The 24702-nt window shown below is 70.6% G+C and carries 28 protein-coding genes; 12 read left to right on the top strand and 16 right to left on the bottom strand.

Annotated features, from left to right (window positions below; all coding sequences use genetic code 11):
- Positions 1-70 precede the first annotated feature (70 nt).
- From ACK8OR_RS05695 to ACK8OR_RS05705, 3 genes are all read left to right on the top strand, one after another.
- Positions 71-640: a hypothetical protein gene (locus ACK8OR_RS05695; protein WP_410188456.1), complete on the top strand. Its 570-nt coding sequence runs from the start codon at positions 71-73 to the stop codon at positions 638-640.
- Between the two features lie 92 nt (positions 641-732).
- Positions 733-1311: a uracil-DNA glycosylase family protein gene (locus ACK8OR_RS05700; RefSeq protein WP_410188457.1), complete on the top strand. Its 579-nt coding sequence runs from the start codon at positions 733-735 to the stop codon at positions 1309-1311.
- 55 nt (positions 1312-1366) lie between these two features.
- A complete protein-coding gene (locus tag ACK8OR_RS05705; RefSeq protein WP_410188458.1) occupies positions 1367-2131 on the top strand; it encodes an SseB family protein in 765 nt (254 codons plus the stop codon).
- A gap of 487 nt (positions 2132-2618) precedes the next feature.
- Here the strand turns inward: ACK8OR_RS05705 and ACK8OR_RS05710 are convergent, their stop codons facing one another.
- The 3 genes from ACK8OR_RS05710 to ACK8OR_RS05720 form a co-directional block, all read right to left on the bottom strand.
- Positions 2619-3386, bottom strand: a complete 768-nt coding sequence (locus tag ACK8OR_RS05710) for a LamB/YcsF family protein (RefSeq protein WP_410188459.1) — start codon at positions 3384-3386, stop codon at positions 2619-2621.
- A gap of 74 nt (positions 3387-3460) precedes the next feature.
- The gene (locus ACK8OR_RS05715; protein WP_410188460.1) at positions 3461-4429 is read right to left on the bottom strand and encodes a 5-oxoprolinase subunit C family protein; all 969 of its coding nucleotides are present in this window, start codon (positions 4427-4429) and stop codon (positions 3461-3463) included.
- 379 nt (positions 4430-4808) lie between these two features.
- Entirely contained in the window at positions 4809-5531 is a 723-nt protein-coding gene (locus ACK8OR_RS05720; RefSeq protein ID WP_410188461.1) for a 5-oxoprolinase subunit B family protein, read from the bottom strand.
- Positions 5532-5610: 79 nt separating this feature from the next.
- Between ACK8OR_RS05720 and ACK8OR_RS05725 the strand changes: the two genes are divergently transcribed.
- The 4 genes from ACK8OR_RS05725 (at position 5611) to ACK8OR_RS05740 (ending at position 9476) form a co-directional block, all read left to right on the top strand.
- Positions 5611-6141 carry a DUF2478 domain-containing protein gene (locus ACK8OR_RS05725; protein WP_410188462.1) on the top strand — a complete coding sequence of 177 codons (531 nt, stop codon included), beginning with the start codon at positions 5611-5613 and terminating at the stop codon, positions 6139-6141.
- Between the two features lie 766 nt (positions 6142-6907).
- Positions 6908-7615 carry a TVP38/TMEM64 family protein gene (locus ACK8OR_RS05730; RefSeq protein WP_410188463.1) on the top strand — a complete coding sequence of 236 codons (708 nt, stop codon included), beginning with the start codon at positions 6908-6910 and terminating at the stop codon, positions 7613-7615.
- Positions 7616-7773: 158 nt separating this feature from the next.
- Positions 7774-8574 (top strand): SDR family NAD(P)-dependent oxidoreductase, encoded by an 801-nt coding sequence (locus ACK8OR_RS05735; RefSeq protein WP_410188464.1) that lies wholly within the window; start codon positions 7774-7776, stop codon positions 8572-8574.
- Entirely contained in the window at positions 8574-9476 is a 903-nt protein-coding gene (locus ACK8OR_RS05740) for an alpha/beta hydrolase fold domain-containing protein (protein ID WP_410188465.1), read from the top strand. The genes ACK8OR_RS05735 and ACK8OR_RS05740 overlap by 1 nt, the downstream gene beginning before the upstream one ends.
- 260 nt (positions 9477-9736) lie before the next feature.
- Here the strand turns inward: ACK8OR_RS05740 and ACK8OR_RS05745 are convergent, their stop codons facing one another.
- The 8 genes from ACK8OR_RS05745 to ACK8OR_RS05780 form a co-directional block, all read right to left on the bottom strand.
- Positions 9737-9862: a hypothetical protein gene (locus tag ACK8OR_RS05745; RefSeq protein WP_298433786.1), complete on the bottom strand. Its 126-nt coding sequence runs from the start codon at positions 9860-9862 to the stop codon at positions 9737-9739.
- Positions 9863-9917: 55 nt separating this feature from the next.
- Entirely contained in the window at positions 9918-10562 is a 645-nt protein-coding gene (gene scpB / locus ACK8OR_RS05750) for an SMC-Scp complex subunit ScpB (RefSeq protein WP_410188466.1), read from the bottom strand.
- Positions 10559-11350: a segregation and condensation protein A gene (locus ACK8OR_RS05755; RefSeq protein WP_410188467.1), complete on the bottom strand. Its 792-nt coding sequence runs from the start codon at positions 11348-11350 to the stop codon at positions 10559-10561. Before ACK8OR_RS05755 ends, scpB begins: the two co-directional genes overlap by 4 nt.
- Positions 11351-11371: 21 nt before the next feature.
- On the bottom strand, positions 11372-12355 hold the full coding sequence (locus ACK8OR_RS05760; RefSeq protein WP_410188468.1) for a glycoside hydrolase family 3 N-terminal domain-containing protein: 984 nt from the start codon (positions 12353-12355) through the stop codon (positions 11372-11374).
- Position 12356: 1 nt separating this feature from the next.
- The gene (locus ACK8OR_RS05765; RefSeq protein WP_410188469.1) at positions 12357-13445 is read right to left on the bottom strand and encodes an SPOR domain-containing protein; all 1089 of its coding nucleotides are present in this window, start codon (positions 13443-13445) and stop codon (positions 12357-12359) included.
- A gap of 129 nt (positions 13446-13574) precedes the next feature.
- A complete protein-coding gene (gene argS, locus ACK8OR_RS05770; RefSeq protein ID WP_410188470.1) occupies positions 13575-15317 on the bottom strand; it encodes an arginine--tRNA ligase in 1743 nt (580 codons plus the stop codon).
- A gap of 144 nt (positions 15318-15461) precedes the next feature.
- On the bottom strand, positions 15462-15929 hold the full coding sequence (locus ACK8OR_RS05775; RefSeq protein ID WP_410188471.1) for a hypothetical protein: 468 nt from the start codon (positions 15927-15929) through the stop codon (positions 15462-15464).
- Positions 15930-16015: 86 nt separating this feature from the next.
- Entirely contained in the window at positions 16016-17161 is a 1146-nt protein-coding gene (locus ACK8OR_RS05780; protein WP_410188472.1) for a deoxyguanosinetriphosphate triphosphohydrolase, read from the bottom strand.
- Positions 17162-17243: 82 nt separating this feature from the next.
- On the opposite strand from ACK8OR_RS05780, the gene ACK8OR_RS05785 reads away from it, so the two are divergent.
- Positions 17244-17573 (top strand): HesB/IscA family protein, encoded by a 330-nt coding sequence (locus tag ACK8OR_RS05785; RefSeq protein ID WP_410188473.1) that lies wholly within the window; start codon positions 17244-17246, stop codon positions 17571-17573.
- Positions 17574-17649: 76 nt separating this feature from the next.
- On the opposite strand, the gene ACK8OR_RS05790 is transcribed toward ACK8OR_RS05785, so the two are convergent.
- From ACK8OR_RS05790 to ACK8OR_RS05800, 3 genes are read right to left on the bottom strand one after another with little or no spacing between them, the layout of a single operon-like run.
- Positions 17650-19011: an MATE family efflux transporter gene (locus ACK8OR_RS05790; RefSeq protein ID WP_410188474.1), complete on the bottom strand. Its 1362-nt coding sequence runs from the start codon at positions 19009-19011 to the stop codon at positions 17650-17652.
- A 41-nt stretch (positions 19012-19052) separates the two neighbouring features.
- A complete protein-coding gene (locus ACK8OR_RS05795; protein WP_410188475.1) occupies positions 19053-19553 on the bottom strand; it encodes a hypothetical protein in 501 nt (166 codons plus the stop codon).
- Between the two features lie 27 nt (positions 19554-19580).
- Entirely contained in the window at positions 19581-20183 is a 603-nt protein-coding gene (locus ACK8OR_RS05800; RefSeq protein WP_410188476.1) for a TetR/AcrR family transcriptional regulator, read from the bottom strand.
- Between the two features lie 70 nt (positions 20184-20253).
- Between ACK8OR_RS05800 and ACK8OR_RS05805 the strand changes: the two genes are divergently transcribed.
- Positions 20254-20808, top strand: coding sequence for a carboxymuconolactone decarboxylase family protein (locus ACK8OR_RS05805; RefSeq protein ID WP_410188477.1), 555 nt, complete (start codon positions 20254-20256; stop codon positions 20806-20808).
- A gap of 65 nt (positions 20809-20873) precedes the next feature.
- Here the strand turns inward: ACK8OR_RS05805 and ndk are convergent, their stop codons facing one another.
- Positions 20874-21296, bottom strand: a complete 423-nt coding sequence (gene ndk / locus ACK8OR_RS05810; protein WP_298433822.1) for a nucleoside-diphosphate kinase — start codon at positions 21294-21296, stop codon at positions 20874-20876.
- A gap of 157 nt (positions 21297-21453) precedes the next feature.
- On the opposite strand from ndk, the gene ACK8OR_RS05815 reads away from it, so the two are divergent.
- Genes ACK8OR_RS05815 through ACK8OR_RS05825 form a run of 3 tightly spaced genes read left to right on the top strand, consistent with a single transcriptional unit; the run spans position 21454 to position 24531 of the window.
- The gene (locus ACK8OR_RS05815; protein ID WP_410188478.1) at positions 21454-23304 is read left to right on the top strand and encodes an ABC-F family ATP-binding cassette domain-containing protein; all 1851 of its coding nucleotides are present in this window, start codon (positions 21454-21456) and stop codon (positions 23302-23304) included.
- The gene (locus ACK8OR_RS05820) at positions 23301-23906 is read left to right on the top strand and encodes a MarC family protein (RefSeq protein ID WP_410188479.1); all 606 of its coding nucleotides are present in this window, start codon (positions 23301-23303) and stop codon (positions 23904-23906) included. Before ACK8OR_RS05815 ends, ACK8OR_RS05820 begins: the two co-directional genes overlap by 4 nt.
- A 37-nt stretch (positions 23907-23943) precedes the next feature.
- Positions 23944-24531: a retropepsin-like aspartic protease family protein gene (locus ACK8OR_RS05825; protein ID WP_410188480.1), complete on the top strand. Its 588-nt coding sequence runs from the start codon at positions 23944-23946 to the stop codon at positions 24529-24531.
- A 9-nt stretch (positions 24532-24540) separates the two neighbouring features.
- Here ACK8OR_RS05825 and ACK8OR_RS05830 read toward each other — a convergent pair whose 3' ends face one another.
- Positions 24541-24696: a hypothetical protein gene (locus ACK8OR_RS05830; protein ID WP_410188481.1), complete on the bottom strand. Its 156-nt coding sequence runs from the start codon at positions 24694-24696 to the stop codon at positions 24541-24543.
- Between the last annotated feature and the right edge of the window lie 6 nt (positions 24697-24702).

Below are 24702 nucleotides of genomic sequence, written 5' to 3' on the forward strand. Positions count from 1 at the left end.
TCTCCCAATCCAATAATGAATGTTTTACATTAAACATCCAACGATTCGCAATTCATGATCGGATGCTACCATGAAGACAATCCTGCCGCTCCTCTTTCTGACCACCCTCGCGGGATGCGACGCGATCACGCCAGCGGGGCTGATGGCCGCCGCCCGGCTCGATCCGTTGACCACCGCGCCCGAGCATGTCGCACTCGCCGTCACAGTCCCCGACACGGTCCGGCTCCGCTCCGGCGACGCGGTCCTGTCGCTCGCCTTCCGGGCGGAGGGCGCGGACATGCCCGCCGTTTCCGAAACCGTACCCCTGATGATCGCGCCCGCAACCACCGCGTCCCCCGGCACGCGCCGCTACGTCGCCCGTATCGCGCCTGCCGACGCGCCGCGGCTGGTCGCCGCACAGACGGCCATCCGTGCGCTTCGCGCATCCGGCACGATGGGTGCGGGCAGCCTCGGCGTGTCGGTCGAACGCGGCTGCACCACCGCCCCCCTGGGCCGCTCGCTCCCGATCTCGACCGCGATCCGCACCGATCCCGAGGCGCCCTTCGTCCCGCTGACCCGTTCCGTGGACGCCTTCGACCGACTCTCGCCTGCAGAAGCGGCAGCCCTGCGCGCCCGCTTCGCCCCCTGCGACGCGTCCTGAGCCTGCGGCGCGCGGGGACCCACCCGCGCGCCGATCTCCACCGGCGGCCGCGCCCCCCTTGGCCCGCCGCCGCGCCCGCCTACCTGCCGGGGATGCCCGTCACCGACGACATCGCCGCCTGCCGCCACTGCGCCGACCGTTTCGCCGCCACCGCCAGCGCCCATCGCCCCCGGCCCGTCGTCTGGTTCCGCCCCGGCGCGCGCATCCTGATCGCGAGCCAGGCGCCCGGCATGCGCGCCCATCTTTCGGGCAAACCTTTCGACGACCCCTCGGGCGTGCGCCTGCGCGACTGGATGGGCGTGAACGGCGACACCTTCTGGGACCGCGACAACGTGGCCATCGTGCCGATGGGCTTCTGCTTTCCGGGCTATGACGACAAGGGCGGCGACATCCCCCCGCCGAAGATCTGCGCGGCGACATGGCGGGCCGCGGCGCTCGATCACGCGGGCGACCCGCCCGTGACGCTGCTGATCGGAGGCTACGCGCAGGACTGGCACCTGGGTCGCGGGCGCGTCACCGACAGGGTGCGCGACTGGCGCGCCCTCGCCCCGCGCATCTGGTGCCTGCCCCATCCCTCCTGGCGCAACACCGCGTGGCTGAAGAAGCACCCCTGGTTCGAGGCCGAGACCCTGCCCGCGCTCCGCACCGCCATCGCCGACGCGCTCGCGTGACGCCGCCCGACCGATCCGCTAGGGGGCGGGACCGACCGCAGCCGACGGACCCCGCATGACCGACGACACCCCCCTCGACCGCGCCCATCTCCGGGCCGAGGCGACCGGCGCCGACACCGACCGGCTCGCCTTCTGGAACGCGCTGGCCGAGGCCGAGATGCATCTCCTGCTCGACGCGGCCACGGACGATGCCGTCACCCCGCGCCTCGTCGAGATCGAGGGCGCGCGCTACGCCCTCGCCTTCGACCTGCCCGAGCGGCTGGAAGCCTTCACGGGGGCCGCGCCCACCGCCACGCTCTCCGGTCGCCGCCTCGCCGCGATGCTGGCCCCCGAGGCGCTGGGCCTCGCGCTCAACCTCGACGACGCGCCCTCGGCCCAGCTCCTCCCGCCCGAGGCCATCGGATGGCTCGCCGACACGCTCGCCCACGCCCCCGAAGAAGCCGAGCGCCGCATCGCCGAGGTCACGGCCCCCGGCGGCCTGCCGGACGCACTCCTGACGGCGCTCGACGGCAAGCTGACCCTCGCGGCGGGCCTCGCGCGGACCGCCTACCTCGCCGGCGTGACCTATACGGACGGCGCGCGCGGCCATATCCTCGGGGTGGTCGATCCGGTGCCGGGCGCCGAGCCCGACCTCGCCCGCGCGGTCTCGGAGGCGCTCGTCTTCTCGGGTCTCGACGCGGGCCAGATCGACGTGACGTTCCTGCGCGCCGCCCAGCCGCTGGCTGCCAGCCTCGCCCGCCACGGCCTCCGCATCGACCTGCCGCAGCCCGAGCCCCCGGGCCCTGCATCCGACCCCGACGCCCCGCCGCGCCTGCGCTAATTCCCCTACCGTCCGGGCGGCCCGACCCGAGATGGCCGGACCACCTTCGCGACCCGCGCAGCTCGAAGCGCCACGCTTCACCATGTCCCACCGCACCCTTACCCGCACCATCGCGGCGCATACCCTGCGACCCCAACACGGACCCGCGGCCCGGGCCGTCGCGCCCATATCCCATCGATGTGCCAGAAATATGCAATCGCCCGGCCCGCCGTTCATCGCGCGTTAACCGCTCGCGGCCAAACCCGTCCCCGTCGCGACGCGGATCGGCTCTCACCCGGTCCGGACATGGAAGACCGATCCCGTGCCCCCGGATGTTCGGGGGGTCGTGCGATCACCGGTGATGGCACCGACCCGGCCCCGAGGAGGGGTCGGACAGCGGGTGGTCTGCCCCTCGGGGGCGCGGCGCCGCATCCATCTCTCGCGAGCGACACCGGCCACCCGGCGGGACGCAATTTTCTTCCCGAAGAAAATTCGCCCCGCGGCGGCGCTACGCGTGTCGGCCGACCATCGGCGCGAGCGTCACGCCCTCGGCCTCCAGCGCCGTCCGCACGGCCCGCGCGATCGCGACCGCCTCCGGCCCGTCGCCATGCAGGCAGATCGAGTCGCACGCCGCCGGGATCGTCTTGCCCGACACCGCGTAAATCGCGCCGTCGCGGACGAAGCGCACCATCCGTGCGGCCGCGACCTCGGGGTCGTGGATCATCGCACCGGCTGTGCCCCGCGTGATCAGCGTGGCGTCGTCCGCATAGCCCCGGTCGGCGAAGATCTCGCCCGCCCATGGCCCGCCCATTTCGCGCGCGACCCGCTCCTGCGCGGTGCCCGCCAGCACCAGAAGAATCGCCTCCGGGTCGATCCGCCGGGCCGCGCCATATGCCGCGCGCGCCAGGTCTGCATCCTCGGACGCCATGTTGGCCAGCGCCCCGTGCAGCTTGAAGTGCCGGACCTCCGCACCGACGGTCGCCGCGACACCCCGCGCCGCGCCGAACTGCCAGGCCACGAGATTGGCCACGCTCTCAAGCGGCATGGCGATCCGCCGCCGCCCGAAGCCCTGCAGGTCCGCGTACCCCGGATGCGCGCCGATCCCGACACCCTTTGCCACGGCGCCGGCCATGGTCGCGGCCATCACGTCCCAATCGCCCGCATGGGCGCCGCAGGCGATATTGGCCGAGGTCACGATGTCGAGGAGCGCCGCGTCGTCGCCCATCGTCCAATCGCCGTAGCCCTCGCCCATATCGGCGTTGAGATCGACCTGCATGCCCCGGCTCCCGTCCCGCGAACCGGGGGCCAGCCCCCGGACCCCCGAGGTATTTCCGGCCAGAGGAGGACGGGTCAAGCGTCCCGTGCCGAGATCACGCCCCCGATCAGCTGCTCTCCGTTGAGATCGAGCGCGCGGGGGTCGCGGATCAGCGGCGCGGTCCGGGGTCGGCCCCAGCGGGCGGCGCGCGCCACCTCGCGCGTCACGAACCGCAGGGTCAGGGGCGCGCCGGGCGGCGCCTGCAGCGCGCGCGGCAGGTCTGCGGCGATGACCGTGCCGATCCGTGGATAGCCCCCGGTCGTCTGGCATTCCGGCCCGAGGATGTAGGGCACGCCGTCGCCGGTCATCTGCACGTCGCCGGGCCGGATGAAATCCGACAGGAGGCCGAGCTGTCCCGCGGTCTCGAACCCCGCGCCCGCCATGGCGAGCCGGACCCCCTGCCGGTTGCCGCGCGGGTCGCGGATGAAGGCGGTCGTCGTGAACCGGTCCCGCACCTCGGGCGGGAACAGCGCCGTCTGCGGACCCGGCACGATCCGCAGGACGCCCCCGCCCAGCCGGTCCATCGCCTGAACCCTGCGAGCGGGCCCATCGCTCGGACCGTAGGGCAGGACGTCGCCGGGGACGAGCGCGCGCCCGATCCGCGCGATCAGATGCGCCGCGCGGCTGCCGAGCACCGGCGCGGTCGCAAACCCGCCCGCGACATGGAGGTAGGAATAGACGCCCGCACCCGTGGGTTTGAGCTCGAGCCGCGTCCCCGCCGGCAGCGTCGTCGCGGTGTTCCACTCCACTGGCGCGCCATCGGCGGTGGCCCGCATGGGCGCACCGGTCAGCGCGACATGCGCCGCCGCTCCAAGCCGGACCGCGAGTGGCGCGCCCGGCGTCTCGATCCCGGCCCCCGCCTCGCCCAGCAACGCATCGGCCTCGTCGAGCGCCGCCCGGTCCGCCGCGCCGCCCTGCGCCAACCCCTGCGACAGCCAGCCGGGACGCCCGCGATCCTGCACCGTGACGAGCGGCCCGCAGGCGATGATCTCGAGCCCGGTCACGGCGCGCCCTGTCGGGACGTCCGGCGCAAGGATATGACCCCGCCGCCGTTCAGGTCTGCCATTCGGGCGGTCTGCACGACTGCGTTGGTTCGGGCCCGTCCCGGAGACAGCCATCCGGCACGACCGCGATCCGACACCGCGACGGGCAGTCCGCCGGTGACGACGGCGCGCGAGGTCATGGCGCATCGCGCCCGGCCAAGGGGCGTGCGAACCCGAAGCGCCTGTGCTCGCGACGTGATCGACGCGCGATCCGCTTGGCCAGCCGCATGCGGCAAACGCCAAGGTGGCTGCGCGTCCGGCTCGCCGCACCCCACCTCTGGATCCCGTCGCCGACCTGATCCGATCCCCATTCGGACCAAGCTGCACCGGCGCGCGCGGGTCACGACAACCGCTCCCATGTCGCACCGCCATGGCGGTCGGGATCCGCGGCGGCCCGGTCTTCCAACTCGGCGGGCGAGACCGCCGGGAAGGTCATCTCGTCGCCCGGCGCCAGCGCGATGGGGCGCGCACGACCCGGATCGAAACAGCCGAACGCCGTGCGCCCCACCTGTCGCCAGCCGGTCGGCGCCTCGGTCCCGAAGAGCACCAGTTGCCGGACCGCGACGACCAGCGCGCCCTCGGGCACCTTCGGCGTCAGATCGGTCTGACGCGGCAGGTCCCAACGCGGCGGCAGGATCCCGAGATAGGGCATCCCCGGCGCAAAGCCGAGCGCCAGCACCCGGAGCCGCGCCCCCGACAACGCCGCGACTGCCGCATCCTCGTCCAGCCCCGCCATCGCCGCCGCCTCGGCCAGTTGCGGCCCGTCGGCGCCGCCATAGGCGCATGGCACCCGCCAGAGGCGGCGCGGTGGGAGCGGCACATTGGCCCAGTCGCGGGCGCCGAGACGCGCACCCAGATCGGCCTCAAGCCCGTCGCCGCCGCCTCGGACCAGCACCGACCCCAGCGAGGAGGCCGTCTCCTCCACTCCATCCGGCGGGTCGGCGTCGAGTGCGGCGCGGAACGCCATGGCAGCCCGGTTCGCCGCATCGTCCAGCACATCGGTGAACCGCACGAGAAGCGCGTCTTCTCCGAGCGGATCGATGCGGGGAAAGCGGTTGGCCATGGCCCAGCCGTGACGCGCCCACCCGTGCCGGTCAAGCCCGGGACTTGCACCCCCGCGCCCGCCCTGCGATCCCTCGCCCATGCGGCTCGCCTATACCATGACCGACGGCAAACGCGCCCTCGACCCACTCCTGCACGGGGCGGCACGGCGGGCGATCACGGCCGGTCTCCGCGTCGCGGGGGTGGTGCAGGTGAACCATGACCGCCCGGGCGGCGAGCGCTGCGACATGGACGCGATCGTGCTGCCGGACGGGCCGACCGTGCGGATCAGCCAATCGCTCGGCCCCGCGGCGCGCGGCTGCCGGCTCGACCCCGAGGCGCTCGAGACCGCCGTCGCCGCCGCCGAGGCGGCGCTGGCGCGGGGCGCGGACCTCCTTATCGTCAACAAGTTCGGCAAGCACGAGGCTGCGGGGCGCGGCTTCCGCCCGGTGATCGCACGGGCGCTCGAGGCGGGGACGGACGTGCTCGTCGGGGTGAACCCGATGAACCGTGCGGCGCTCGACGCCTTTACGGACGGCGCCGCCGAGGCAGTGCCCCCCGAAGACGCCGCCCTCGATGCCTGGATCGCGGCACACCGCTCGGACCGCCGCCGCGTCGACGCGTCCGTTTAGCCACGCGCCCGAGCCGCCCCACGCGCTATCCGCTTACCGCAGGTTCGGAAGACGGCACCGCCAAGCGAACGCCCCTGCAACATGGACGGCAGGGCTCGCCGCCCATCGTTCATCTGCGGCCCTCGACCGAATGCCATCTTCACCGTGCAATTCGACCCCCACCTTCTGACAAACGAGGACCGCTACTCAGGCTGCGCCAAGTAATGTCCGACTCCCGTCGGGCCTGATCCTGTCGGACCCTTGGCGCTGAACGTTCCCAAGTAGGCACCCTGTCCGTCGGCTCCGTCGACATGGTCCGGGCACCGGCCAGCGCAGCGCGATCGGCCTTCGCTTCGATCACCGCGAACAGCATCGCTCGCGCCTCCGGCCTTGGCTCTTCACCGCCGCGCACCGGCACCGGCTCCATCGCGTTCAGGACCATTCCCGACCCAAATTCCTACCCCCAGCTTCGTGGGGTCGCTTCGCGCCACGCCTCCCGCTCTCCGATGTCGCTGACTCTCCCTCACCGAAGACCCGCTCGCAGACGCCGACCCTCCATCGCCCCCGCAACCCCGAGGCGCGCCGACTGGACCTTCGCAGCGGCGACCGCCTCCCACCGCGAAGCGCCGCTGCCGCCAACCACGCAGCGCAGTCCTTCTGGCCCAGCGCACCGGCCGCCCACCCGCACCGAAGCCGCCCTGCCGTCCAGCGCGATGGGCCCGCCGCCATGTCTGGGTCTCGGTGCACCACCATTGCAACCGTCCGGCACAGGGGCCAAGGAAGGCGCGTGACCGATCCCCGCACCCCCGATCCGGTCCCGGCCTGGCAAGTCTGGATCTGGCCCATCGCGCTCGTCGCGATCGGCGGCGTGCTGTGGCTCTTGCCCTGGCGCGACCAGGTGCCGGATCTCAAGGCCTGGGTCGAGGCGCGGGGCGCGCCCGCGTGGCTGGCCTTCCTGATCGTCTACATCGTCGTCGTGATCCTGCCCCTTCCGGCGGCGGCGATGTCGGTGGTGGGCGGACTGGTGTTCGGCTGGTGGGGTTATCCCCTGTCGATGGCCGGAAGCCTGCTGGGCTGCCTGCCGCCCTACCTGATCGGGCGGCACTGGCTGCGCGGTCCGGTGATGCGGCGCTTCGACGGGCCGCGGGTCGCGGCGGCCGACCGCGCGGTGGCGCGCCGCCCGCTTGTCTTCGTGGCGCTGCTGCGGCTGACCCCGATCCTGCCATTCACCTTGCAGAACTGGCTTCTGGGGCTGACCTCCGTCCGGACGATGCCTTACGTCGCCGCGACCGTGCTGGGGCTCGCGCCGGGGACGTTCGGCATGGTTTGGCTGGGCGTGCTCGGCGGGCTCGCCGTGGCGCGGACGGATCCCGCGACCCTCGCCATCGGCGCGGTAGCGCTGGCGGCGTTCGGGGCCGTGATCCTCTGGCTGGGGCGCATCGCGACCGACGCGCTGCGCGCCGAGGGCTTCCAGATCGGCACGCGGCGCCGCTAAGTCGTTGGGAACCTTCCGGCCCCGAGCGGATTGGGGCCAGTAACAGGCCCAGAACATCCTGCACGACATGAATGGCACGACACAGATCACGCCCCTGCCCGCCCGCGCCCCCCGGCGCGCCGGCGCGGTTGCGTGACGGACCGACCGGAGACGACACCATGGATCTCGACATCAAGGGCCGCACCGCGGTCATCTCCGGCGCGGCGGGCGACATGGCGCTCGAAACGGCGAAGATCCTCCAAGGCGACGGCGCGAACCTCGTCCTGACCGATATCGACGAGGACGAGCTGTCCGAGGCGGCCTCCAAGCTGGGCGACGGCGTGGTGACCGTGGTGGCGGACCTTACGTCGCAGGACGGTGCCGACAAGGTGGCCCAGGCCGTGGCCGACGCGGGCTGGCAGGCCGATATCCTCGTCCATGCCGCCGGGGTGACGGGCGCCAAGGGCGACCCGCTGGCCGACATCACCGAAGAGGACTGGGAACACGCCTGGAACACCGATTTCATGACCGCCGTGCGCATGTCGAAGGCGTTCATTCCCGGCATGAACGACCGGGGCTGGGGCCGGGTCGTCTTCGTCACCTCCGAGAACGTCGCGCAGCCCTATCCCGACGAGGTCGTCTACAACGCGTCGAAGGCCGCCGTCCTCAGCTTCGCCAAGGGCATGAGCCAAGTTTACGCGCAGAAGGGAACGCTGATCAATTGCGTGGCCCCCGCCTTCATCGAGACCGACATGACCGACGGGATGATGGAAAAGCGCGCCGAGGAGAAGGGCGTGTCCTTTGAAGAGGCGATCGACAGCTTCCTCGAGGAAGAGCGGCCGCACCTAGTGCTCGACCGGCGCGGCAAACCCGAGGAAGTCGCCTTCGTGATCGCCTGTCTCTGCTCGAACCGGGCGTCCTTCGTGAATGGCTCGAACTGGCGTGTGGATGGCGGTGCCGTCCAGACGATCAACGTCTGATGCCGTTCGAGGCCCCCGTCACCCGCGAGCGCCTGCTTCGCCGCATCCGCGCCCATCCGCTGGGCGAAACGCCCGAGGAGATGCGCCGCGCCTTCCACGATCTCGTGGTTGGACCCGCGACGGGGCGGATGCGCCGTCAGGTCTCGGTCGCCGAAGATCCCGGCGGGCTGACTGTCCGGTCGGTCGACGCGAGCGGCTTCACCGCGATGCCCCGGATCGTCTGGTTCCACGGCGGCGGCTATGTCTTCGGATCGCCCGAGACGCATATCCGCCCCGCGATCCGGCTGGCCGAGCATCACCGGTTCACCGTGCGCCTGCCCCGCTACCGGCTGGCACCCGAGCATCCCTGGCCTGCCCAGCGCGACGATGCCGTGGCCGAGGCCGAAGCCGCGCCAGCCCCGGTGATCCTCGCGGGCGACAGCGCAGGTGGTCATCTGGCGCTGGTGACCGCGCTGCGGATGGTGCGCGCCGGGAACGCGCCGCTGGCGCTCCTCCTCTTCTCGCCCAACACGGACCGGAGCGGGCTCAACACTGGTCGCGCCCGGATGGACGCGCTCGATCCGATGGTCGATGACGCGGGCGACCGGCGGCTGGCCCGGATGTGCTTCGGCGACATGGCCGACGACCACCCCGAGGTCTCGCCCGTGCTCGACGACCTGTCGCTGCTGCCGCCGACCTGGATCGAGGTCGGCACGCCCGAGGTGCTACATGGCGACGCGGTCGCGCTGCATCGGCGCGCGACCGAACAGGGCGCCGAGGTTCACCTGCACGAGACGCCGGGCCTTCTGCATATGGGCCAGCTCTGGCAGCCGTGGTGGGGCGAGGCGACCGCCTCGATCGACCGTGCCGCCGCCTTCGCGCTGTCGAAGGCCGCCAAGCGCCGGAACGAGGCAGCTGCATAACGGGACGCGGCGGGGTCTGCCGAACCGGCAGGCACGGTCCCGGTGAAATCGGCTAGATGGGACGGCAGGCATAATATGCTGTCGTAGGGGCCGCACGAAGGTTGATCTGGCCGGCTCTCGAGGCTGGGGAATGCAGGTCCGACGCAGGGTCGCACGACCCCGCTCGGGCACTCTCTACGTGGTCGACCGTGCTCCGACGCACGTGGCCTCAGCAGCATTATCTCAGTCAAATTGCCTGTAAAAAGATCGGCCGCGTCCGGCTAGCGGCGCATCCGACGTGCCATCTTCGCCACCCGGTCGACCTGGCGGATATTGCGCGCGGCCTTGCCGCCCAACAGCTTTGCGATCCCGCTGAACAGGACCAGTCGGAGGATCTGCTTCATCATGGCCGGTCTCCTCGGTGGCGTGCCACCGGGCCAACGCATGCGGCCCGTTGCGGGTTCAGTCGTCCTCGGGCGGCGGCGGCGTGAAGAGCTCGTCCTGCCCGTCCTCCTCGGGGAGCTCGGGGTCGCCGCCGGGGGGCGGCGCGCTGTCCAGCAGGCCCGCCGCGCGCAACTCTTTTAGACCCGGCAGGTCGCGCGGACTCTCCAGCCCGAATTGGTCGAGGAAGTTGCGCGTCACCACGAAGGTCACCGGGCGGCCCGGCGTGTCGCGGCGCCGCCCCAGCTTGATCCAGTCCAGTTCCAGTAGCTGTTCAACCGTGCCGCGCGACACCGACACGCCCCGGATCTCCTCGATCTCGGCGCGCGTCACGGGCTGGTGATAGGCGACGATGGCCAGCGTCTCGATCGCAGCCCGGCTCAGCTTGCGGGTCTCGACCGTCTCGCGGGTCATCAGGAAGGCGAGGTCCGGCGCGGTGCGGATCGCGTAGGCGTCGCCAACCCGCACGAGCCGCACCCCCCGCCCCTCGTAGCGGCGGCGCAGAAGGTCTAGGGCCGCGGGCGCGTCGCAGCCATGGGGCAGGCGCGCGTGCAGGTCAGCGACCGTCACGGGGGACGCGGTCGCGAAGAGGATGGCTTCGACCATCCGCTCCTGCTCGGCCAGCGGCGGCGCCTCGAAGAGCGGGTCGGTCTGCGCGTCGCTCATGCCCGCCCCCTGACGCGGATCGGGCCGAACATCGCCTCCTGCCGCAGCTCGATCCGGCCGTCCTTGGCCAGCTCCAGTGTCGCCGCGAAGGTCGAGGCGGTGGCCGAGCGTCGACGCGCGGGATCGCCGTCCCAGCCCTCGGGCAGAAAGGACAGAAGGTCCGTCCATTCGATGGCATGCCCGATCAGAGGACGCATCCGGTCCAGCGCCTCCTCCATCGTCCAGACGCCGTCGCGATCCATGGTGAAGGGGCGGAAATCGTCGCGGGTGCGCAGTCGGGCGTAGCCCTGCATCAGGTCGAGCAGCGTCGCGGTATAGGTCACGCGACGCGAGCGTGACACCTCCTGTGGCTCGCCGCGCGCGAAGACGTCGCGACCCAGCCGGTCGCGGGCCATCAGCCGCGCGGCGGCGGTGCGCATCGCCTCGAGCCGTTCGAGCTGGAAGGCCAAGTGTGCGGCCAGATCCTCGGCCGACACCTCCTCGCCCGGCTCGGGCGGCAGGAGAAGCTTCGATTTTAGGAAGGCCAGCCACGCCGCCATCACGAGGTAATCGGCGGCCAGCTCGATCCGAAGTTCGCGCGCCTTCTCGACGAAGGCCAGGTATTGCCGCGCCAGATGCAGCACCGAGATCGTGCGCAGGTCGACCTTCTGCGTCCGCGCCAATGTCAGCAGCAGGTCGAGCGGTCCCTCGAACCCGTCGACATCCACGATCAGCGCCTCGGCGGCGCGGCGGGCGTCGACATCGGTCGCGTCGCGGGGCGGTCCTTCGGTGAAGGGCAGGTCGGTCAATCGGCCCCCGTGGGATGCGGCTCAGGCGGTCAGTGCGCCAAGTTCCGCATGGGCCGCCTCGATGTCAAGTTCGACCGGCAACGCGCGGTCGGCCAGCGCGCGATCCGCCCGCTCCAGCGCGACACCGCCAAGCGCGGGACAGGTCGCGGCCACCTCCTGCATCTCGTCCCAGAGGCCGTTGCAATGCAGGACCACGTCGCAGCCGGCGGCGAGGCTGGCGGTGCAGCGTTCGGTTACCGTCCCGCCCAGCGCGCCCATGCCGATATCGTCGGTCATCAGGAGGCCGTCGAAGCCGATCCCGTCGCGGATCTCGGCGATGACGGGTGCGGACACGGTGCCGGGCGCGTCGTCGATCGCCTCGTAGACGACATGGGCCGACATGCCCATCGGCAGGTCGGCGAGGCGTCGGAAGACCTCGAAATCGGTCCTGCGCAGCACCTCCAGCGGCGTGTCGACACGGGGGAGCCGGTGATGGCTGTCGGCGGGGGCACGGCCATGGCCGGGGATGTGCTTCATGACCGGCAGCACGCCGCCCTGAAGACAGCCGTCGGCATTGGCGCGGGCACGCGCGGCGACCGTCTCGACATCGTCGCCGTAAAGGCGCGACAGCAGGAAGGGATGCGTGTCCTCGCCCGCGATATCGGCGGTCGGCGTGCAGTTCACGTCGATGCCCACGTCGCGCAATTCGCGTGCGATCAGCGTGGCGCGCAGGAACATCGCGCGGACCGGATCGGCGGCGCGGCTCATCTGCGTCAGCGGGCGCGGCCAGCGGGTCCAGAAGGGCGGACCGAGCCGCTGCACGCGCCCCCCCTCCTGGTCGATCAGGACGGGGGCGTTGCGGCCGACGGCCTCGCGCAGGGCGGCCGTCAGGGCACGCAGCCTGTCGGGTGTCTCGACGTTGCGGGCGAAGAGGATGAAGCCCCAGGGGTCGGCCTCGCGGAAGAAGGCCGTCTCGCGGGGGGTCAGGTCGGGGCCTTCGCACCCGGCGATGAAGGCCCCGGCCATGTCAGCGGACCGTGACCGGGATGCAGGCCGCGTCCTTGGCCAGAAGCGCCGAGCAGAAGCGGCGCGCATCGGCACCGTCCTCGAAACCGACGACGCGCAGGCGCCAGAAGTCGCGCCCGCCGGACGTGGCCTTCTGGATCATGCGGCTCTTGCCCGCGAGGTAATCGCCGAAGCGGCCATCGAGACGGTCCCATTCCGAGCGGGCGACGGCCTCGCTGTCGAAGGCGCCGAGCTGGACGACGCGGGTGCCCGGCGCGATCGTCGCGGGGTCGATGTCGCGGCTGGCCGAGGCGACCTGCGTGCCAGACGCGGCGGCCGGGGCGTCGGTCGGTACGGCAGCCAGCGCGGCAGAGACCGCAGAGGCGACCGGGTCGGCGGAGGCGGCGGCCGCGGCGGCCGCGGCGCGGCGTGCGGGCCGGGCGGCGGGCCGGGCCGAGCGCGCGACGCCCGCGACCACCGGTGCGATGGGGGCGGCAGCGATTTCCGGTTCGGAGGGGGTCAGCACGGCGAGGTTCGAGGCGACGATCTCGGCGGCGGGTGCCGAGGCGTTGATGGCCTCGGCCATGTCGTCGTCACGAAGGACCGCGGCAACGGCCACGGGCGCCGCCGGGAGGAGTTTGGCGGCTAGATCGGTCTCGGGCGTCGCGACCGGCGCGGCGGCGATTGCGGCTACGGGCGCGGGCGTGGCGAGCGCCTCGGCGACCGGATCGACCCCGGCGGCGGCCAGCCGCTCGCCCAGGGCGGGCGCGTCGAGCGTCAGCGGCGCGGGGGCGAGGACGATCTGGTCAGGCGCAGGCGCCGCGGCCCCGCCCGAGGTGATGTCCGAAAGCGCCATGCCCTGGAACGGCGCGACCGTGCCGCCGGGATTGTCCGGCTTGACCCGCATCGGCCCTTCGAGGGCGGCGATGACGGGAACGCCCGACACGTCGCGGAAGGTCAGGTCCACCGCCCAGGTCGCCATCGCGGCGGTCAGACCCAGCGAGGTCAGCGCCCCGGCCCAGTTGACCCAACCGAAATTGCGCGCCGCATCCGCCAGACGGGAAGGCGCCTCGGCCCCATAGTCCGCACCGAAATAATCCAGATCCGCCATGTGCCTGCCCTCCATCGACCGGGGCGGCGAAGCCCCGTCGATTGCCCGTATCACTGCCCAAGGACGCCCCGTTCCGGGTGTCGTCCCGATTGCCTCATCCCTCTGACGCGTGTGCCCCTCAGGGGGTCTTCAACGCATCTCGTCAGCGGGAGCGACGCCAAGGATACCCAAACCGGCTGCAATTACAATGGACACGGCACGAGGCAGGGCGATCTTGGCGGGCGAGTGTGACTTGTCGTCCTGAAGGAAGCGAAGCTGCGTCTCGCTGTTGCCGAGGTTCCAGAGACCGTGGAGCCCCGCCGCCAGCTCGTAGAGATAGAAGGCGATCCGGTGCGGCTCGTGGGTCCGGGCGGCGATCTCGACCAGCCGGGGCCATTCGGCGAGCTTGGCGGCCAGGGCCTGCTCGGCGGGATGATCGAGACCCGAAAGATCGGCCTGCGCCAGCGCCGAATCCGATGCGTCGATCCTCTGCTCGGCGGCGCGCCGCAGCACGGATTGCACGCGGGCATGGGCGTATTGCACGTAATAGACCGGGTTGTCCTTCGACTGCTCGAGCACCTTGGAGACGTCGAAATCGAGCGGCGCGTCGTTCTTGCGGGTCAGCATCACGAAGCGGGTCACATCCGCGCCCACCATCTCGATCACGTCGGCCAGCGTGACGAAGGTGCCGGCCCGCTTGGACATCTTCAGGGGCTCGCCGTCGCGGGTCAGGCGGACGAGCTGCGTCAGCTTGATATCGAGCGGCACGCGGTCGTCGGTCAGCGCCGCGACGGCGGCCTTCATGCGCTTGACGTAGCCGCCGTGATCGGCGCCGAAGACGTTGATCAGCGCGTCGAAGCCGCGCTCCACCTTGTCGAAGTGATAGGCGATGTCGGGCGCGAAATAGGTCCATGCCCCGTCGGATTTCTGGATCGGGCGGTCGACATCGTCGCCATAGGCGGTCGAGCGGAACAGCGTCTGCTCCCGCGCCTCCCAATCCTCGGGGAGCTTGCCCTTGGGCGGCGCGAGCGTGCCGCGATAGATCAGGCCCTTGGCGTCGAGCGCCGCGATCGCCGCCTCGATCCGGCCGGTGCCGTAGAGCGACTTCTCGCTGAAGAACACGTCCATCTCGACGCCCAGCCGCTTCAGGTCGGCGCGGATCAGGTCCATCATCGCGTCCGTGGCGAAGTCACGGATCGGGTCGAGCCAGACCTTCTCGGGCTGGTCGAGATAGGCGTCGCCGACTTTGTCCTTCAGGGCCGCGCCTACGGGCACGAGGTAGTCGCCGGGATAGACGCCCTCGGGAAAGGACACGTCGCGGCCATGCGCCTCGAGGTAGCGCAGGTAGACCGATCGCGCGAGCGTGTCGATCTGCGCGCCGCCGTCGTTGATGACGTATTCGCGCGTCACGTCGTGGCCCGCGTATTCCAGAAGCGCGGCCAGCGCGTCGCCGAACACCGCGCCACGCGTGTGCCCCACGTGCAGCGGACCGGTCGGGTTGGCCGAGACGTATTCGACGTTGACCCTGGTCCCCGCCCCCATCTGCGAGCGGCCGAACGCGGGGCCCTGCGACAGCACGGCGGCCACGGTGTCGCGCCAGACCTCAGGGGCCAGCCGGATGTTGAGAAAGCCGGGCCCCGCCACCTCGGCCGACGCGATGCGCCCGTCGGCTTCGAGCCGTGGGGCCAGCGCCTCGGCGATGTCGCGGGGCTTCATCTTCGCGGGCTTGGCCAGCACCATCGCGGCATTGGTCGCCATGTCGCCATGGGCCGCGTCGCGCGGCGGCTCGACCGTGACGTTGGCCGTCTCCAGCCCCTCGGGCAGCGCCCCGTCCGCCGCCATGGCGGTCAGCGCATCGATGACGAGGGCGCGGATATCGGCGAAGAGGTGCATGGGGCGCGGGTCCGTGGCTTGGGGTCAGGCCGCGCATCTACCCGCGGCACGGCGCGGGTTCAATCCACCACGCCCGCGCGGCGTCGGCCCGTCGCCCGCATCAGCCCGTCCCCCGATCGGCGCCGTCCCCGCGCGCCAGTGGCGTCACCCGGCATGTTCCATCGTCATCTCGATCGCCAGCGTGCATCCCGCCATGCCGGGCATCACCTCGCCCTCGGCCTTCATCAGCGCCTCGATATCCATGAAGACGCGGCTCTCGATCAGGACCGGCGACAGGGCGGCCATCGTCACTTCGAAGGCACCCGCAGGCATGCCCGGCACGGCGGCGACCCAGCTGTCATCGGGCTGGCGCGTCCAGTCGAGGCTGTCGCTGTCATCCTTGGCGATCGACATCAGGTTTGGATCGAAGCGGCCGTTCCAAGCGATTTCCATCGGCTGGTCGGCGTCGAAGCCCGCGGCCATCATCTCGGCCATGCCTGCAGCGAAGGGCGGGCAGGTCGGCGCAAGCTCGGTCTCGCGCGATTTCGGCTGCCAGGTGCCGTCGCGGGGCACGATCTCGGACAGGGCGGGCGTCGCGGCGAGGATCAGGAGGATGGGGGCAAAGCGGATCATCGGGGTCTCCGGGGTTGGGTCGCCGCACATCTCGCGGATCGGAATACGCGGGCCAAGTCCGGAAAACCCGGCCTCGCGGCGCGGGTCTAGGGGTCGGGTGGCACGAACTGTGCGTGACATTGCAGCGCGAAACGGTCGGTCATGCCCGCGATGTAGTCCGACACGATGCGCGCGCGGTCGGTCTCGGTCTCGGCGGCTGCGACGTCGGGCTGCCACCTGGCGGGCAGGTCCTGCGGATGGGCCATGAAATGCGGGAACAGCTCGTCAACCACGCGGGTGACCTCCTCGCGCATCTCGACCACCGACGGCGCGCGATACATCCGGTCGAAGAGAAACGCGCGGATGACCTTGAGATCGGTCCAGAGCGCAGGCGAGAACCGGGCCATCATGCGCCCGGCCTGGCGCACGTCGTCGGCCGAGGCGGGGGCTAGCCGCGCGAGGTTGGTTTCGGTGGTGCGGATCACGTCCTCGACCAGAACACCGAAGAAGCGGCGGAGCGCCTCGTGGCGGCGGCGATACGGGGCGAGGTCGGGCCAGGCGGCGTCGACCTCGGCGAAGCAGTCGCGAAGGATCGGCAGGTCGACCACTTCGGCGGCGGCGAAGAGCCCGGCACGCAGCCCGTCCATCAGGTCGTGGTTGTTGTAGGCGATGTCGTCGGCGATCGCGGCCACCTGCGCCTCGGCCCCCGCATGAGTGTGGAGTTCGAGGTCGTGGACGGCGTCGTACTCGGCCAGCGCGTAGGGAATGTCTCCGGTGACCGGCCCGTTGTGTTTGGCGATGCCCTCCAGCGTCTCCCAGGTCAGGTTCAGCCCGTCGAAGGCCGCGTAGTGCCGCTCCAGCCGGGTGACGATGCGGATGGCCTGCGCGTTGTGGTCGAAGCCGCCACGGGGCGCCATCAGGCGATCCAGCGCCTCTTCGCCGGTATGCCCGAACGGTGTGTGCCCGAGGTCGTGGGCCAGCGCCACGGCTTCGGTCAGGTCGAGGTTCAGGCCCAGATGCCCCGAAATGGTGCGCGCGACCTGCGCCACCTCGATCGAATGGGTCAGGCGGGTGCGGAAGTAGTCGCCCTCGTGCTCGACGAAAACCTGCGTCTTGTGCTTCAGTCGCCGGAACGCGCTGGCATGGATGATCCGGTCCCGGTCGCGCTGGAAGGGCGATCGGAAGGCGCTCTCCTCCTCGGGGAAGAGACGGCCGCGCGTGGCATCCGGGTCGCAGGCATAGGGGGCGGTCACGGGCGGCGGCTCACTTGTGCAGGGGCACGTCCCGCCCATATATCGGAGGGACCGGCAATTCCCACCCCCGGAGCCTGCTGCCATGGATCTCGCCCTGCCCCCCCGCGTCACCCCCCGCGCCTTCGAGCGCCTCTCCGAGATAGGCGCCGCCGACCAGGGCAAGGCGCTGCGCGTGGCGGTCGAGGGCGGCGGATGTTCGGGGTTCCAGTACCAGATCGAGCTGGGCGAGCCCGAGGAGGGCGACCTGAAGCTCGAAGGCGCAGGCGAGACGGTGGTGGTGGACGAGGTGTCCCTGCCCTTCCTGTCGAACGCGGTGATCGACTTCACCGAGGAGCTGGTGGGCGCGCGGTTCACCATCGACAATCCGAACGCGGCCTCGAGCTGCGGCTGCGGGGTTTCCTTCTCGATGTGATGGGGCGGGCCAAGGCTTTTCGGCGAAAAGCCTTTCTCAAATTCTTCGATAAGGATTTGAGGCGCGCCGGATCGGCTCAGGCGGCTGCCAGCCCGACGTCCCGCGTCATCCGCGCGAAGCGCACCCCCAGCATCGCGCTGACCGCCGCGAGGCCGACGACGAGGCCCAGCCAGATGCCCGACGGTCCGAGCCCGAGCGGGAAGCCCAGGGCATAGCTCGCCGGGATGCCCAGCGCCCAATAGGAGCCGATCGCGTAGATCATCGGGCGGCGCGTGTCCTGCATCCCGCGCAGATATCCCAGGAGCATGACCTGCGCGGCATCGACGCCCTGGAAAAGCGCCGCGAGCAGGAGGAGGTGGACGCCGAGCGCGAGGATCGCGGGCGCCTGCGGATCGGTGCCATCGAGGAACGCGCCGATCAGGAGCGGGCCCAGCCCCAGATACATGGCCGTCGCCGCCGCGACCGCCGCCGCCGACAGAAGGCCTGCCGCCCAGGCGGCGCGGCGGATCCCCGCCCGGTCGCCGCGCGACCACGCCTGACCCACGCGCACCGTCGCCGCCGATGACAGGCCGAGATGCACCATGAAGGTCAGGGCAGCGATCTGGATCGCGATGCCATGGGCGGCCAGCGGGATCGTCCCGAGCCAGCCCATCATCAGCGCCGAGGCCGCGAAGAGGCCGCTTTCGGACAGGTGCGTCAGCCCGATGGGCCAGCCCAGCGTCGCGATCTGGCGGAAGGCGGGCCAGTCGGGGCGGTGCGGATTGCGCCAGATGTCGAACCGCGCCATGCCCGGTCCCCGCGCGGCATAGAGCGCCAGCAGCAGGGCCGCGACCGCCTGCACCGCGACGGACGCGATGGCCGCGCCGCGCAGGCCCAGCTCGGGCGCACCGAGATTGCCGAAGATCAAAAGCCAGTTGAGCGCGATATTGACCGCGACCGCCGCCAGCGTCGCCCAGAGGACGATGCGGGTCCGTTCCAGCGCGCTGAGATGGCTGCGAAGCGTCGACATCACGAGGAATGGCAGGATGCCGATCCCTGCGATCCGCAGATACCCTTGGGCATCTGCCGCGATCTGCGGCTGCTGGCCGAGGGCGAGGAGGATCGGCTCGGAAAAGACAAAGAGCGGCAGCGAGGCGACCCCGTAGAGGATCGAGAGCCAGAGGCCCATGCGCGCGACGCGGCGGGCCTGTTGCTCGTCGCCGGTCTCGACCGCGGCGGCGGACATCGGCATCACCGCATAGGCGAAGCCCGAGCCGAGGATCGCGATCGAGAAGAAATAGCTCGACGCGAGGGTCACGGCGGCCAGCGCGTCGACCGAATACCAGCCGAGCATGATCGAATCTGTGACGCCGATCAGGACCTGCGCGACCTGGCTGCCCACGAGGGGCAGGCCGAGGGCCAGCGTCCGCCGGAGATGGTGGGTCAACGTGTCGGCCATGGTCCGGCGCTACGCCCCGCGGCGCGGCCTGTCCACACCCGTCAGGGGTCGATCCGCTCCTGCGTGCGGTTGGCGAGGGCCACCAGCTCGGCGCGGTGGCGGTCGAACATGCCGCGATGCTCGGGGTCGGCGCGGCCGGTGTCGGTATAGAGATCGAGGATCGCGTTCTCGGCCCGAAGGAGGCGCTTGAAGGTCGCGGGGCGCAGACCGGTCAGGGTCGCACCGATCCCGGCGACCTCGCCGCCGATGCCCGCGCCCGCGGCCGACTCGGGCTCGACCCGGAGACCGACCAGCGCCGACGAAAGCTCGTCCCTGTGGCCCAGATGCGCCGCGCGCCAATCATCGACCAGCGCGCCCAGATCGTCACCCGACGCGCCGTCGAGCGCGCCCCAGCGGGCCTCGGCTTCCTCGACCGCGTGGAGCAGCACCTGAAGCCGTTCGGCCGCGCCGGCATCGGGGGCGGCGGGCTCGGCCACGGCGTCGCTGGCGGCCTTGCCATTCGCGGCGAGCTGCGGCGGTGTCGCGGGTTGGTTGTCGTCCATGTCCATGTCCGGCCAACCCCCGCCCCGTCAGGACGGTTCCGCCAGCGCGTCGAGACCGGCCGCCATCTCGGCGGCGAGGGCCGGGCCGTCGATATCCGGACGCTCGACCGTGGCGCGCAGCCCGGTGACGTCGGATTGGTGCCGGCGGGCCAGCCGCGCGGGGTCGTGATGAGGCGCGATCTCGCCTGCCTCCTGCGCTGCACGGAATAGTGCCTCGAAGCGCGCTTCCATCGCGGTCAGGGCGGCGGCGGCATGGTCCAAGAGCGGGCCCTCGGGCGCCTCGAGCAGCGTCTTGACCAGCATGCAGGCGCGCGCCGGGGCCGGATCGGACGCGAGCGCGTGGAGATGCGCCTTGAGCCCGCCGAGCGGGCCGTGCCGCGCCCGAAGCTCCTCGAGCCGGGCAGCCCCGTCGGCGGTATAGCGGTCGAGCGCCAGCGCGTAGAGACGGTCCTTCGATCCGAAGGCCGCATAGAAGCTGCCCGGCCGCATGTCGAGCGCCTGCTCGAGATCCTTCAGCGACGTGCCCGCCCAGCCCTGCCGCCAGAAGAGATCGCGGGCGGTTGCGACGAGCATTTCGCGGTCGTGGCGGGCGGGGCGGGGCAATCGGTTCACCTCAACTTGATCGAACACTCAATAATTAATCTTGAGCGATCACTCAAACAAGGGCAGATTGGGGACAGCCAACCAATGGAGATAGATCATGGCCGACTTCACCGCCCACGACCTCGAGACCGCGCCCGATGCCGCCAAGCCGCTTCTGGAGAAATCCAAGGCCGCCCTCGGACGCATTCCCGGCCTGCACGCCGTCATGGCGGAGAGCCCGCAATTGCTCGAAGGCTACCAAGTGCTGCACCGGCTGTTCGCCGAGAGCGATTTCGACGCCGACGAGAAGACGGTCGTGTGGCAGGCGATCAATGTCGAGCATGTCTGCCATTACTGCGTGCCGGCCCATACCGGCATCGCCCGCATGATGGGCGTGGACGATGCGATCTCGGACTCCCTGCGCAACGAGACCGCCCTGCCCTCGCCGAAGCTCGAGGCGCTGCGGACGTTCACGCTGGCGATGCTGCGCGGGCGCGGCCATGTGGATGACGCCGAGATGGCCGCGTTCTTCGACGCCGGCTACGACCAGCGCGCGGTGCTGAATGTGATCCTGGCGCTCGCGCAGAAGGTGATGTCGAACTACACCAACCATGTGGCCGAGACGCCGGTGGATCAGGTCATGCAGAAATTCGCGTGGTCGAAGGCCGCCTGATCGCACCTGCCGCAACGAAAAAGGGCGCCCCGCGGGGCGCCCTTCCTGCATCGGACGGGACGGGATCAGCCGACCAGTTCGAGACCCGAGAAGAAATACGCGATCTCTTCCTTGGCGGTGTCGGGGCCGTCGGAGCCGTGGACCGAGTTCTCGCCGATGGACAAGGCGTAATCCTTGCGGATGGTGCCGGGCGCAGCCTCGGCGGGGTTCGTGGCGCCCATGACTTCGCGGTTCTTGGCGATGGCGTCCTCGCCTTCGAGGACCTGCACGACGATCGGCTCGGAGGTCATGAACTCGGTCAGCTCGCCGAAGAAGGGGCGATCCTTGTGGACGCCATAGAATTCCTGCGCCTGGGCCAGCGTCATCTGGATGCGCTTGGAGGCGACGACGCGCAGGCCGGCCTCCTCGAGCTTGGCGGTGATGGCGCCGGTCAGGTTGCGCTTGGTGGCGTCGGGCTTGATAATCGAGAAGGTGCGTTCGAGGGCCATGGGATGCTCCGTGGGGTTGCGTTTGGGCGCGCCCTAGCACGGGGCCTTCCGGGGGTGAAGCGGATGTGCGCGCCCGCTGGACCGCCCTTCGGCCGCGCGCGGCACCCCCGCGCGCACCACCTTGCCGTCGGGCGCGGAATGCGCGAAGGCAACGCCCATGCTGCAGATCACCGACCTCACCTATTCCGTCGCGGGCCGCACGTTGCTGGAGGGCGCGTCCGCCTCCATTCCCGACGGCCACAAGGTCGGGCTGGTGGGGCGCAACGGCACCGGAAAGACGACGCTGTTCCGGATCATCCGGGGCGAGATCCCGCTGGATGCGGGCGAGATCGCGCTGCCGTCGCGGGCGCGGATCGGGGGCGTGGCACAAGAGGTGCCGTCCTCGGACGTCAGCGTCATCAAGACGGTGCTCGCCGCCGACGAGGAGCGCGCGGCCCTCATGGCCGACACCAGCCAAGATCCCGCCCGCATCGCCGAGGTGCAGGCGCGGCTCGTCGATATCGACGCGTGGTCAGGCGAGGCGCGGGCCGCCTCGATCCTGAAAGGGCTGGGCTTTGACACCGCGATGCAGCTCCGGCCCTGCTCGGATTATTCGGGCGGTTGGCGGATGCGCGTGGCGCTGGCCGGCGTGCTCTTCGCGCAGCCCGACCTTCTGCTGCTGGACGAACCGACGAACTATCTCGACCTCGAAGGCGCGCTCTGGCTCGAGAACTATCTCGCCAGGTATCCGCATACGGTCATCATCATCAGCCACGATCGCGGCCTCTTGAACCGGGCCGTGGGCGGCATCCTGCATCTCGAGGACAAGGGGCTGACCTACTACACCGGCCCCTATGACAGCTTCGTCAAGATGCGGGCCGAGAAGCGCGCCGGCCAGGCCGCCGCGGCCGCCAAGCAAGCGGCGCACCGCGCGCATCTCCAAGCCTTCGTGGACCGCTTCAAGGCGAAGGCGTCGAAGGCCAAGCAGGCTCAGAGCCGGGTCAAGATGCTGGAGCGAATGGAGACGATCACCGCGCCCGAGGATGCCGCACGCGTGGTTTTCACCTTTCCGAAGCCCGAGGAGCTGTCGCCGCCGATCATCCGGCTGGAGGGTGCGGCGGTCGGCTACGGCGGCGATCCGGTCTTGAGGCGCCTGAACGTGCGGATCGATCAGGATGACAGAATTGCGCTGCTGGGACGCAATGGGGAAGGTAAATCGACCTTCTCGAAGTTGATTTCGGACAAGCTCAAGACCTGCGACGGCACGAAGATCACCTCCTCCAAGCTGCGGATCGGGTATTTCGCACAGCACCAGGTGGACGAGTTGCATATCGACGAGACCCCGCTGGAGCATATCCGGCGCGAGCGGCCCGACGAGGCGCCGCCAAAGCTGCGCGCGCGGCTGGCAGGGTTCGGGCTAGGCGTGGATCAGGCCGATACGGTCGTGGCCAAGCTCTCGGGCGGGCAGAAGGCGCGGCTGTCGCTACTGCTGGCGACGCTGGACGCGCCGCATATTTTGATCCTCGACGAGCCGACGAACCACCTCGACATCCAGAGCCGCGAGGCGTTGGTCGAAGCGCTGACGCGCTATTCGGGGGCGGTCGTCCTCGTCAGCCACGACATGCACCTGCTGAGCCTCGTGGCGGACCGGCTGTGGCTGATCGGCGGCGGCACGGTCGAGCCCTATGACGGCGATCTGGAGCAATACAGAAAAATGCTCCTGCAAGGTGAAGAACGTACCGCAGGTAGCGGAAAGAAAAAGGAAAAGCCCAAACCCGTGCCCGCCAGCCGCGAGCGGATCAGCGCGTTGCGCAAGGATGCGCGCGCCGCCGAGGAGCGGGTGAAGAAGATCGAGGGGATGCGTGACAAGCTGGCCAAGAAGCTGGCCGATCCGGAGCTCTATGAGAATGGCCGCGTGGGCGAGCTGGAGACCTGGAACAAGAAATACGCCGAGGTGATGGAAGCCGCCGACCGGGCCGAGGCGCTCTGGATGCAGGCGATGGAGAAGCTGGAGGCGGCCGAGGCATGACGACGCTCGAAGCCATCGCGGCCTTCACGGCCCTCTTCGTCATCATCGACCCGATCGGCCTTGCCCCGATCTTCGTGGCGCTGACCCGCGGCATGACGCCGGCACAACGCCGGATCATCGGGCTGCGCGCCTGTGCGCTCGCGGCGGTCCTCCTCGTCGTCTTCGCGCTGGTGGGCGAGGCGCTCCTGAACTTCCTCGGCATCTCGATGCCCGCCTTCCGCATCGCGGGCGGCATCCTGTTGTTCCTGACCGCGCTCGAGATGCTGTTCGAAAAGCGCACCCCCCGGCGCGAGGGTCAGGCCGAGGCGCATGTCGCGGATCCGTCGGTCTTTCCGCTGGCCCTGCCCCTGATCGCGGGACCGGGGGCGATCACGACGATGATCCTGCTGACCGACGGGGCGGAGCCGCTGGGTGCCGCGCAGGCGATCGGTGTGATGCTGGCGGTGATCGGAGTGGTGCTGGCGCTGTTCCTCGCCGCCTCGCCGATGGAGCGGCTGCTGGGGCCGACTGGCATCAACGTTGTCACGCGGCTTCTGGGGATGCTTCTGGCGGCGCTTTCGGTGCAATTCGTGCTGGACGGCCTCATGGCGATGCCGTGGTAGGGCTGGCATCGCGGCCCCCCGCGCCTATCTGACAGCCATGACCGGGGACGAGACCGCACGTCTGATCTATCTGGGGCTGTTCGGCGTCGTCATCGCGGGCAGCTACCTGGTCGCGAACCGGTCGCGGATGGGCCAGACGATGCAGATGGCCGCGATCTGGGGCTTCATCTTCGTCGGCGTGGTGCTGGTCTACGGCATCTGGGACGATCTTCAGCGCACCCTGATCCCGAGCCAGGTGGTCGCGGTCGATGGCGACAGCGTGATGGTTGACGTGCCGCGTTCGGCGGACGGGCATTATCACCTGACGCTGGACGTGAACGGCGAGGCGATCCGCTTCGTGGTCGATACCGGCGCAAGCGACCTCGTGTTGACGCGCGACGATGCGGAGCGGGCCGGGATCGATGTGGACGCGCTGCGCTTCCTCGGCCGGGCCTTCACGGCGAACGGTACGGTCGAGACGGCGGATATCCGGCTCGACGCCGTGTCGCTGGGCGAGATCGCGGACACGGATGTGCGGGCGGTCGTCAATGGTGGCGAGATGAGCCAGAGCCTGCTGGGCATGTCCTATCTGCAGAGCTTCGGGCGGATCGAGATCGAGGGCGACCGGCTGCGGCTGATCCGCTGAGAGCGGGGTTCAGGCGGCCCGCTCGCAGGTCACGGCGGCGTCGCACGCCAGGGACGACGGCGCGGCCGGCCCGATGATCGGCAGACCGGGCAGGAGCGGCGGCGGCGCCATCGGCGAGGCGAAGGCGGGACCGGCAGTCAGCAGAAGGGCGGTGAGGATGCGCATGGAAGC

This window comes from Jannaschia halovivens (assembly GCF_046452375.1).
Lineage (GTDB): Bacteria > Pseudomonadota > Alphaproteobacteria > Rhodobacterales > Rhodobacteraceae > Jannaschia > Jannaschia halovivens.

Coding starts and splice junctions, on each gene's coding strand:
- ACK8OR_RS05720 (WP_410188461.1), bottom strand. CDS start 5,531: ATGGCCAACCGCTTTCCCCGCATCGATCCGCTCGGAGAAGACGCGCTT.
- ACK8OR_RS05740 (WP_410188465.1), top strand. CDS start 8,574: ATGCCGTTCGAGGCCCCCGTCACCCGCGAGCGCCTGCTTCGCCGCATC.
- ACK8OR_RS05790 (WP_410188474.1), bottom strand. CDS start 19,011: ATGGCCGACACGTTGACCCACCATCTCCGGCGGACGCTGGCCCTCGGC.
- argS (WP_410188470.1), bottom strand. CDS start 15,317: ATGCACCTCTTCGCCGATATCCGCGCCCTCGTCATCGATGCGCTGACC.
- ACK8OR_RS05815 (WP_410188478.1), top strand. CDS start 21,454: ATGCTGCAGATCACCGACCTCACCTATTCCGTCGCGGGCCGCACGTTG.
- ACK8OR_RS05795 (WP_410188475.1), bottom strand. CDS start 19,553: ATGGACGACAACCAACCCGCGACACCGCCGCAGCTCGCCGCGAATGGC.
- ACK8OR_RS05745 (WP_298433786.1), bottom strand. CDS start 9,862: ATGATGAAGCAGATCCTCCGACTGGTCCTGTTCAGCGGGATCGCAAAG.
- ACK8OR_RS05735 (WP_410188464.1), top strand. CDS start 7,774: ATGGATCTCGACATCAAGGGCCGCACCGCGGTCATCTCCGGCGCGGCG.
- ACK8OR_RS05700 (WP_410188457.1), top strand. CDS start 733: ATGCCCGTCACCGACGACATCGCCGCCTGCCGCCACTGCGCCGACCGT.
- ACK8OR_RS05785 (WP_410188473.1), top strand. CDS start 17,244: ATGGATCTCGCCCTGCCCCCCCGCGTCACCCCCCGCGCCTTCGAGCGC.
- ACK8OR_RS05805 (WP_410188477.1), top strand. CDS start 20,254: ATGGCCGACTTCACCGCCCACGACCTCGAGACCGCGCCCGATGCCGCC.
- ACK8OR_RS05825 (WP_410188480.1), top strand. CDS start 23,944: ATGACCGGGGACGAGACCGCACGTCTGATCTATCTGGGGCTGTTCGGC.
- ACK8OR_RS05765 (WP_410188469.1), bottom strand. CDS start 13,445: ATGGCGGATCTGGATTATTTCGGTGCGGACTATGGGGCCGAGGCGCCT.
- ACK8OR_RS05760 (WP_410188468.1), bottom strand. CDS start 12,355: ATGGCCGGGGCCTTCATCGCCGGGTGCGAAGGCCCCGACCTGACCCCC.
- ACK8OR_RS05830 (WP_410188481.1), bottom strand. CDS start 24,696: ATGCGCATCCTCACCGCCCTTCTGCTGACTGCCGGTCCCGCCTTCGCC.
- ACK8OR_RS05705 (WP_410188458.1), top strand. CDS start 1,367: ATGACCGACGACACCCCCCTCGACCGCGCCCATCTCCGGGCCGAGGCG.
- ACK8OR_RS05820 (WP_410188479.1), top strand. CDS start 23,301: ATGACGACGCTCGAAGCCATCGCGGCCTTCACGGCCCTCTTCGTCATC.
- ACK8OR_RS05710 (WP_410188459.1), bottom strand. CDS start 3,386: ATGCAGGTCGATCTCAACGCCGATATGGGCGAGGGCTACGGCGATTGG.
- ACK8OR_RS05775 (WP_410188471.1), bottom strand. CDS start 15,929: ATGATCCGCTTTGCCCCCATCCTCCTGATCCTCGCCGCGACGCCCGCC.
- ACK8OR_RS05695 (WP_410188456.1), top strand. CDS start 71: ATGAAGACAATCCTGCCGCTCCTCTTTCTGACCACCCTCGCGGGATGC.
- ndk (WP_298433822.1), bottom strand. CDS start 21,296: ATGGCCCTCGAACGCACCTTCTCGATTATCAAGCCCGACGCCACCAAG.
- ACK8OR_RS05725 (WP_410188462.1), top strand. CDS start 5,611: ATGCGGCTCGCCTATACCATGACCGACGGCAAACGCGCCCTCGACCCA.
- scpB (WP_410188466.1), bottom strand. CDS start 10,562: ATGAGCGACGCGCAGACCGACCCGCTCTTCGAGGCGCCGCCGCTGGCC.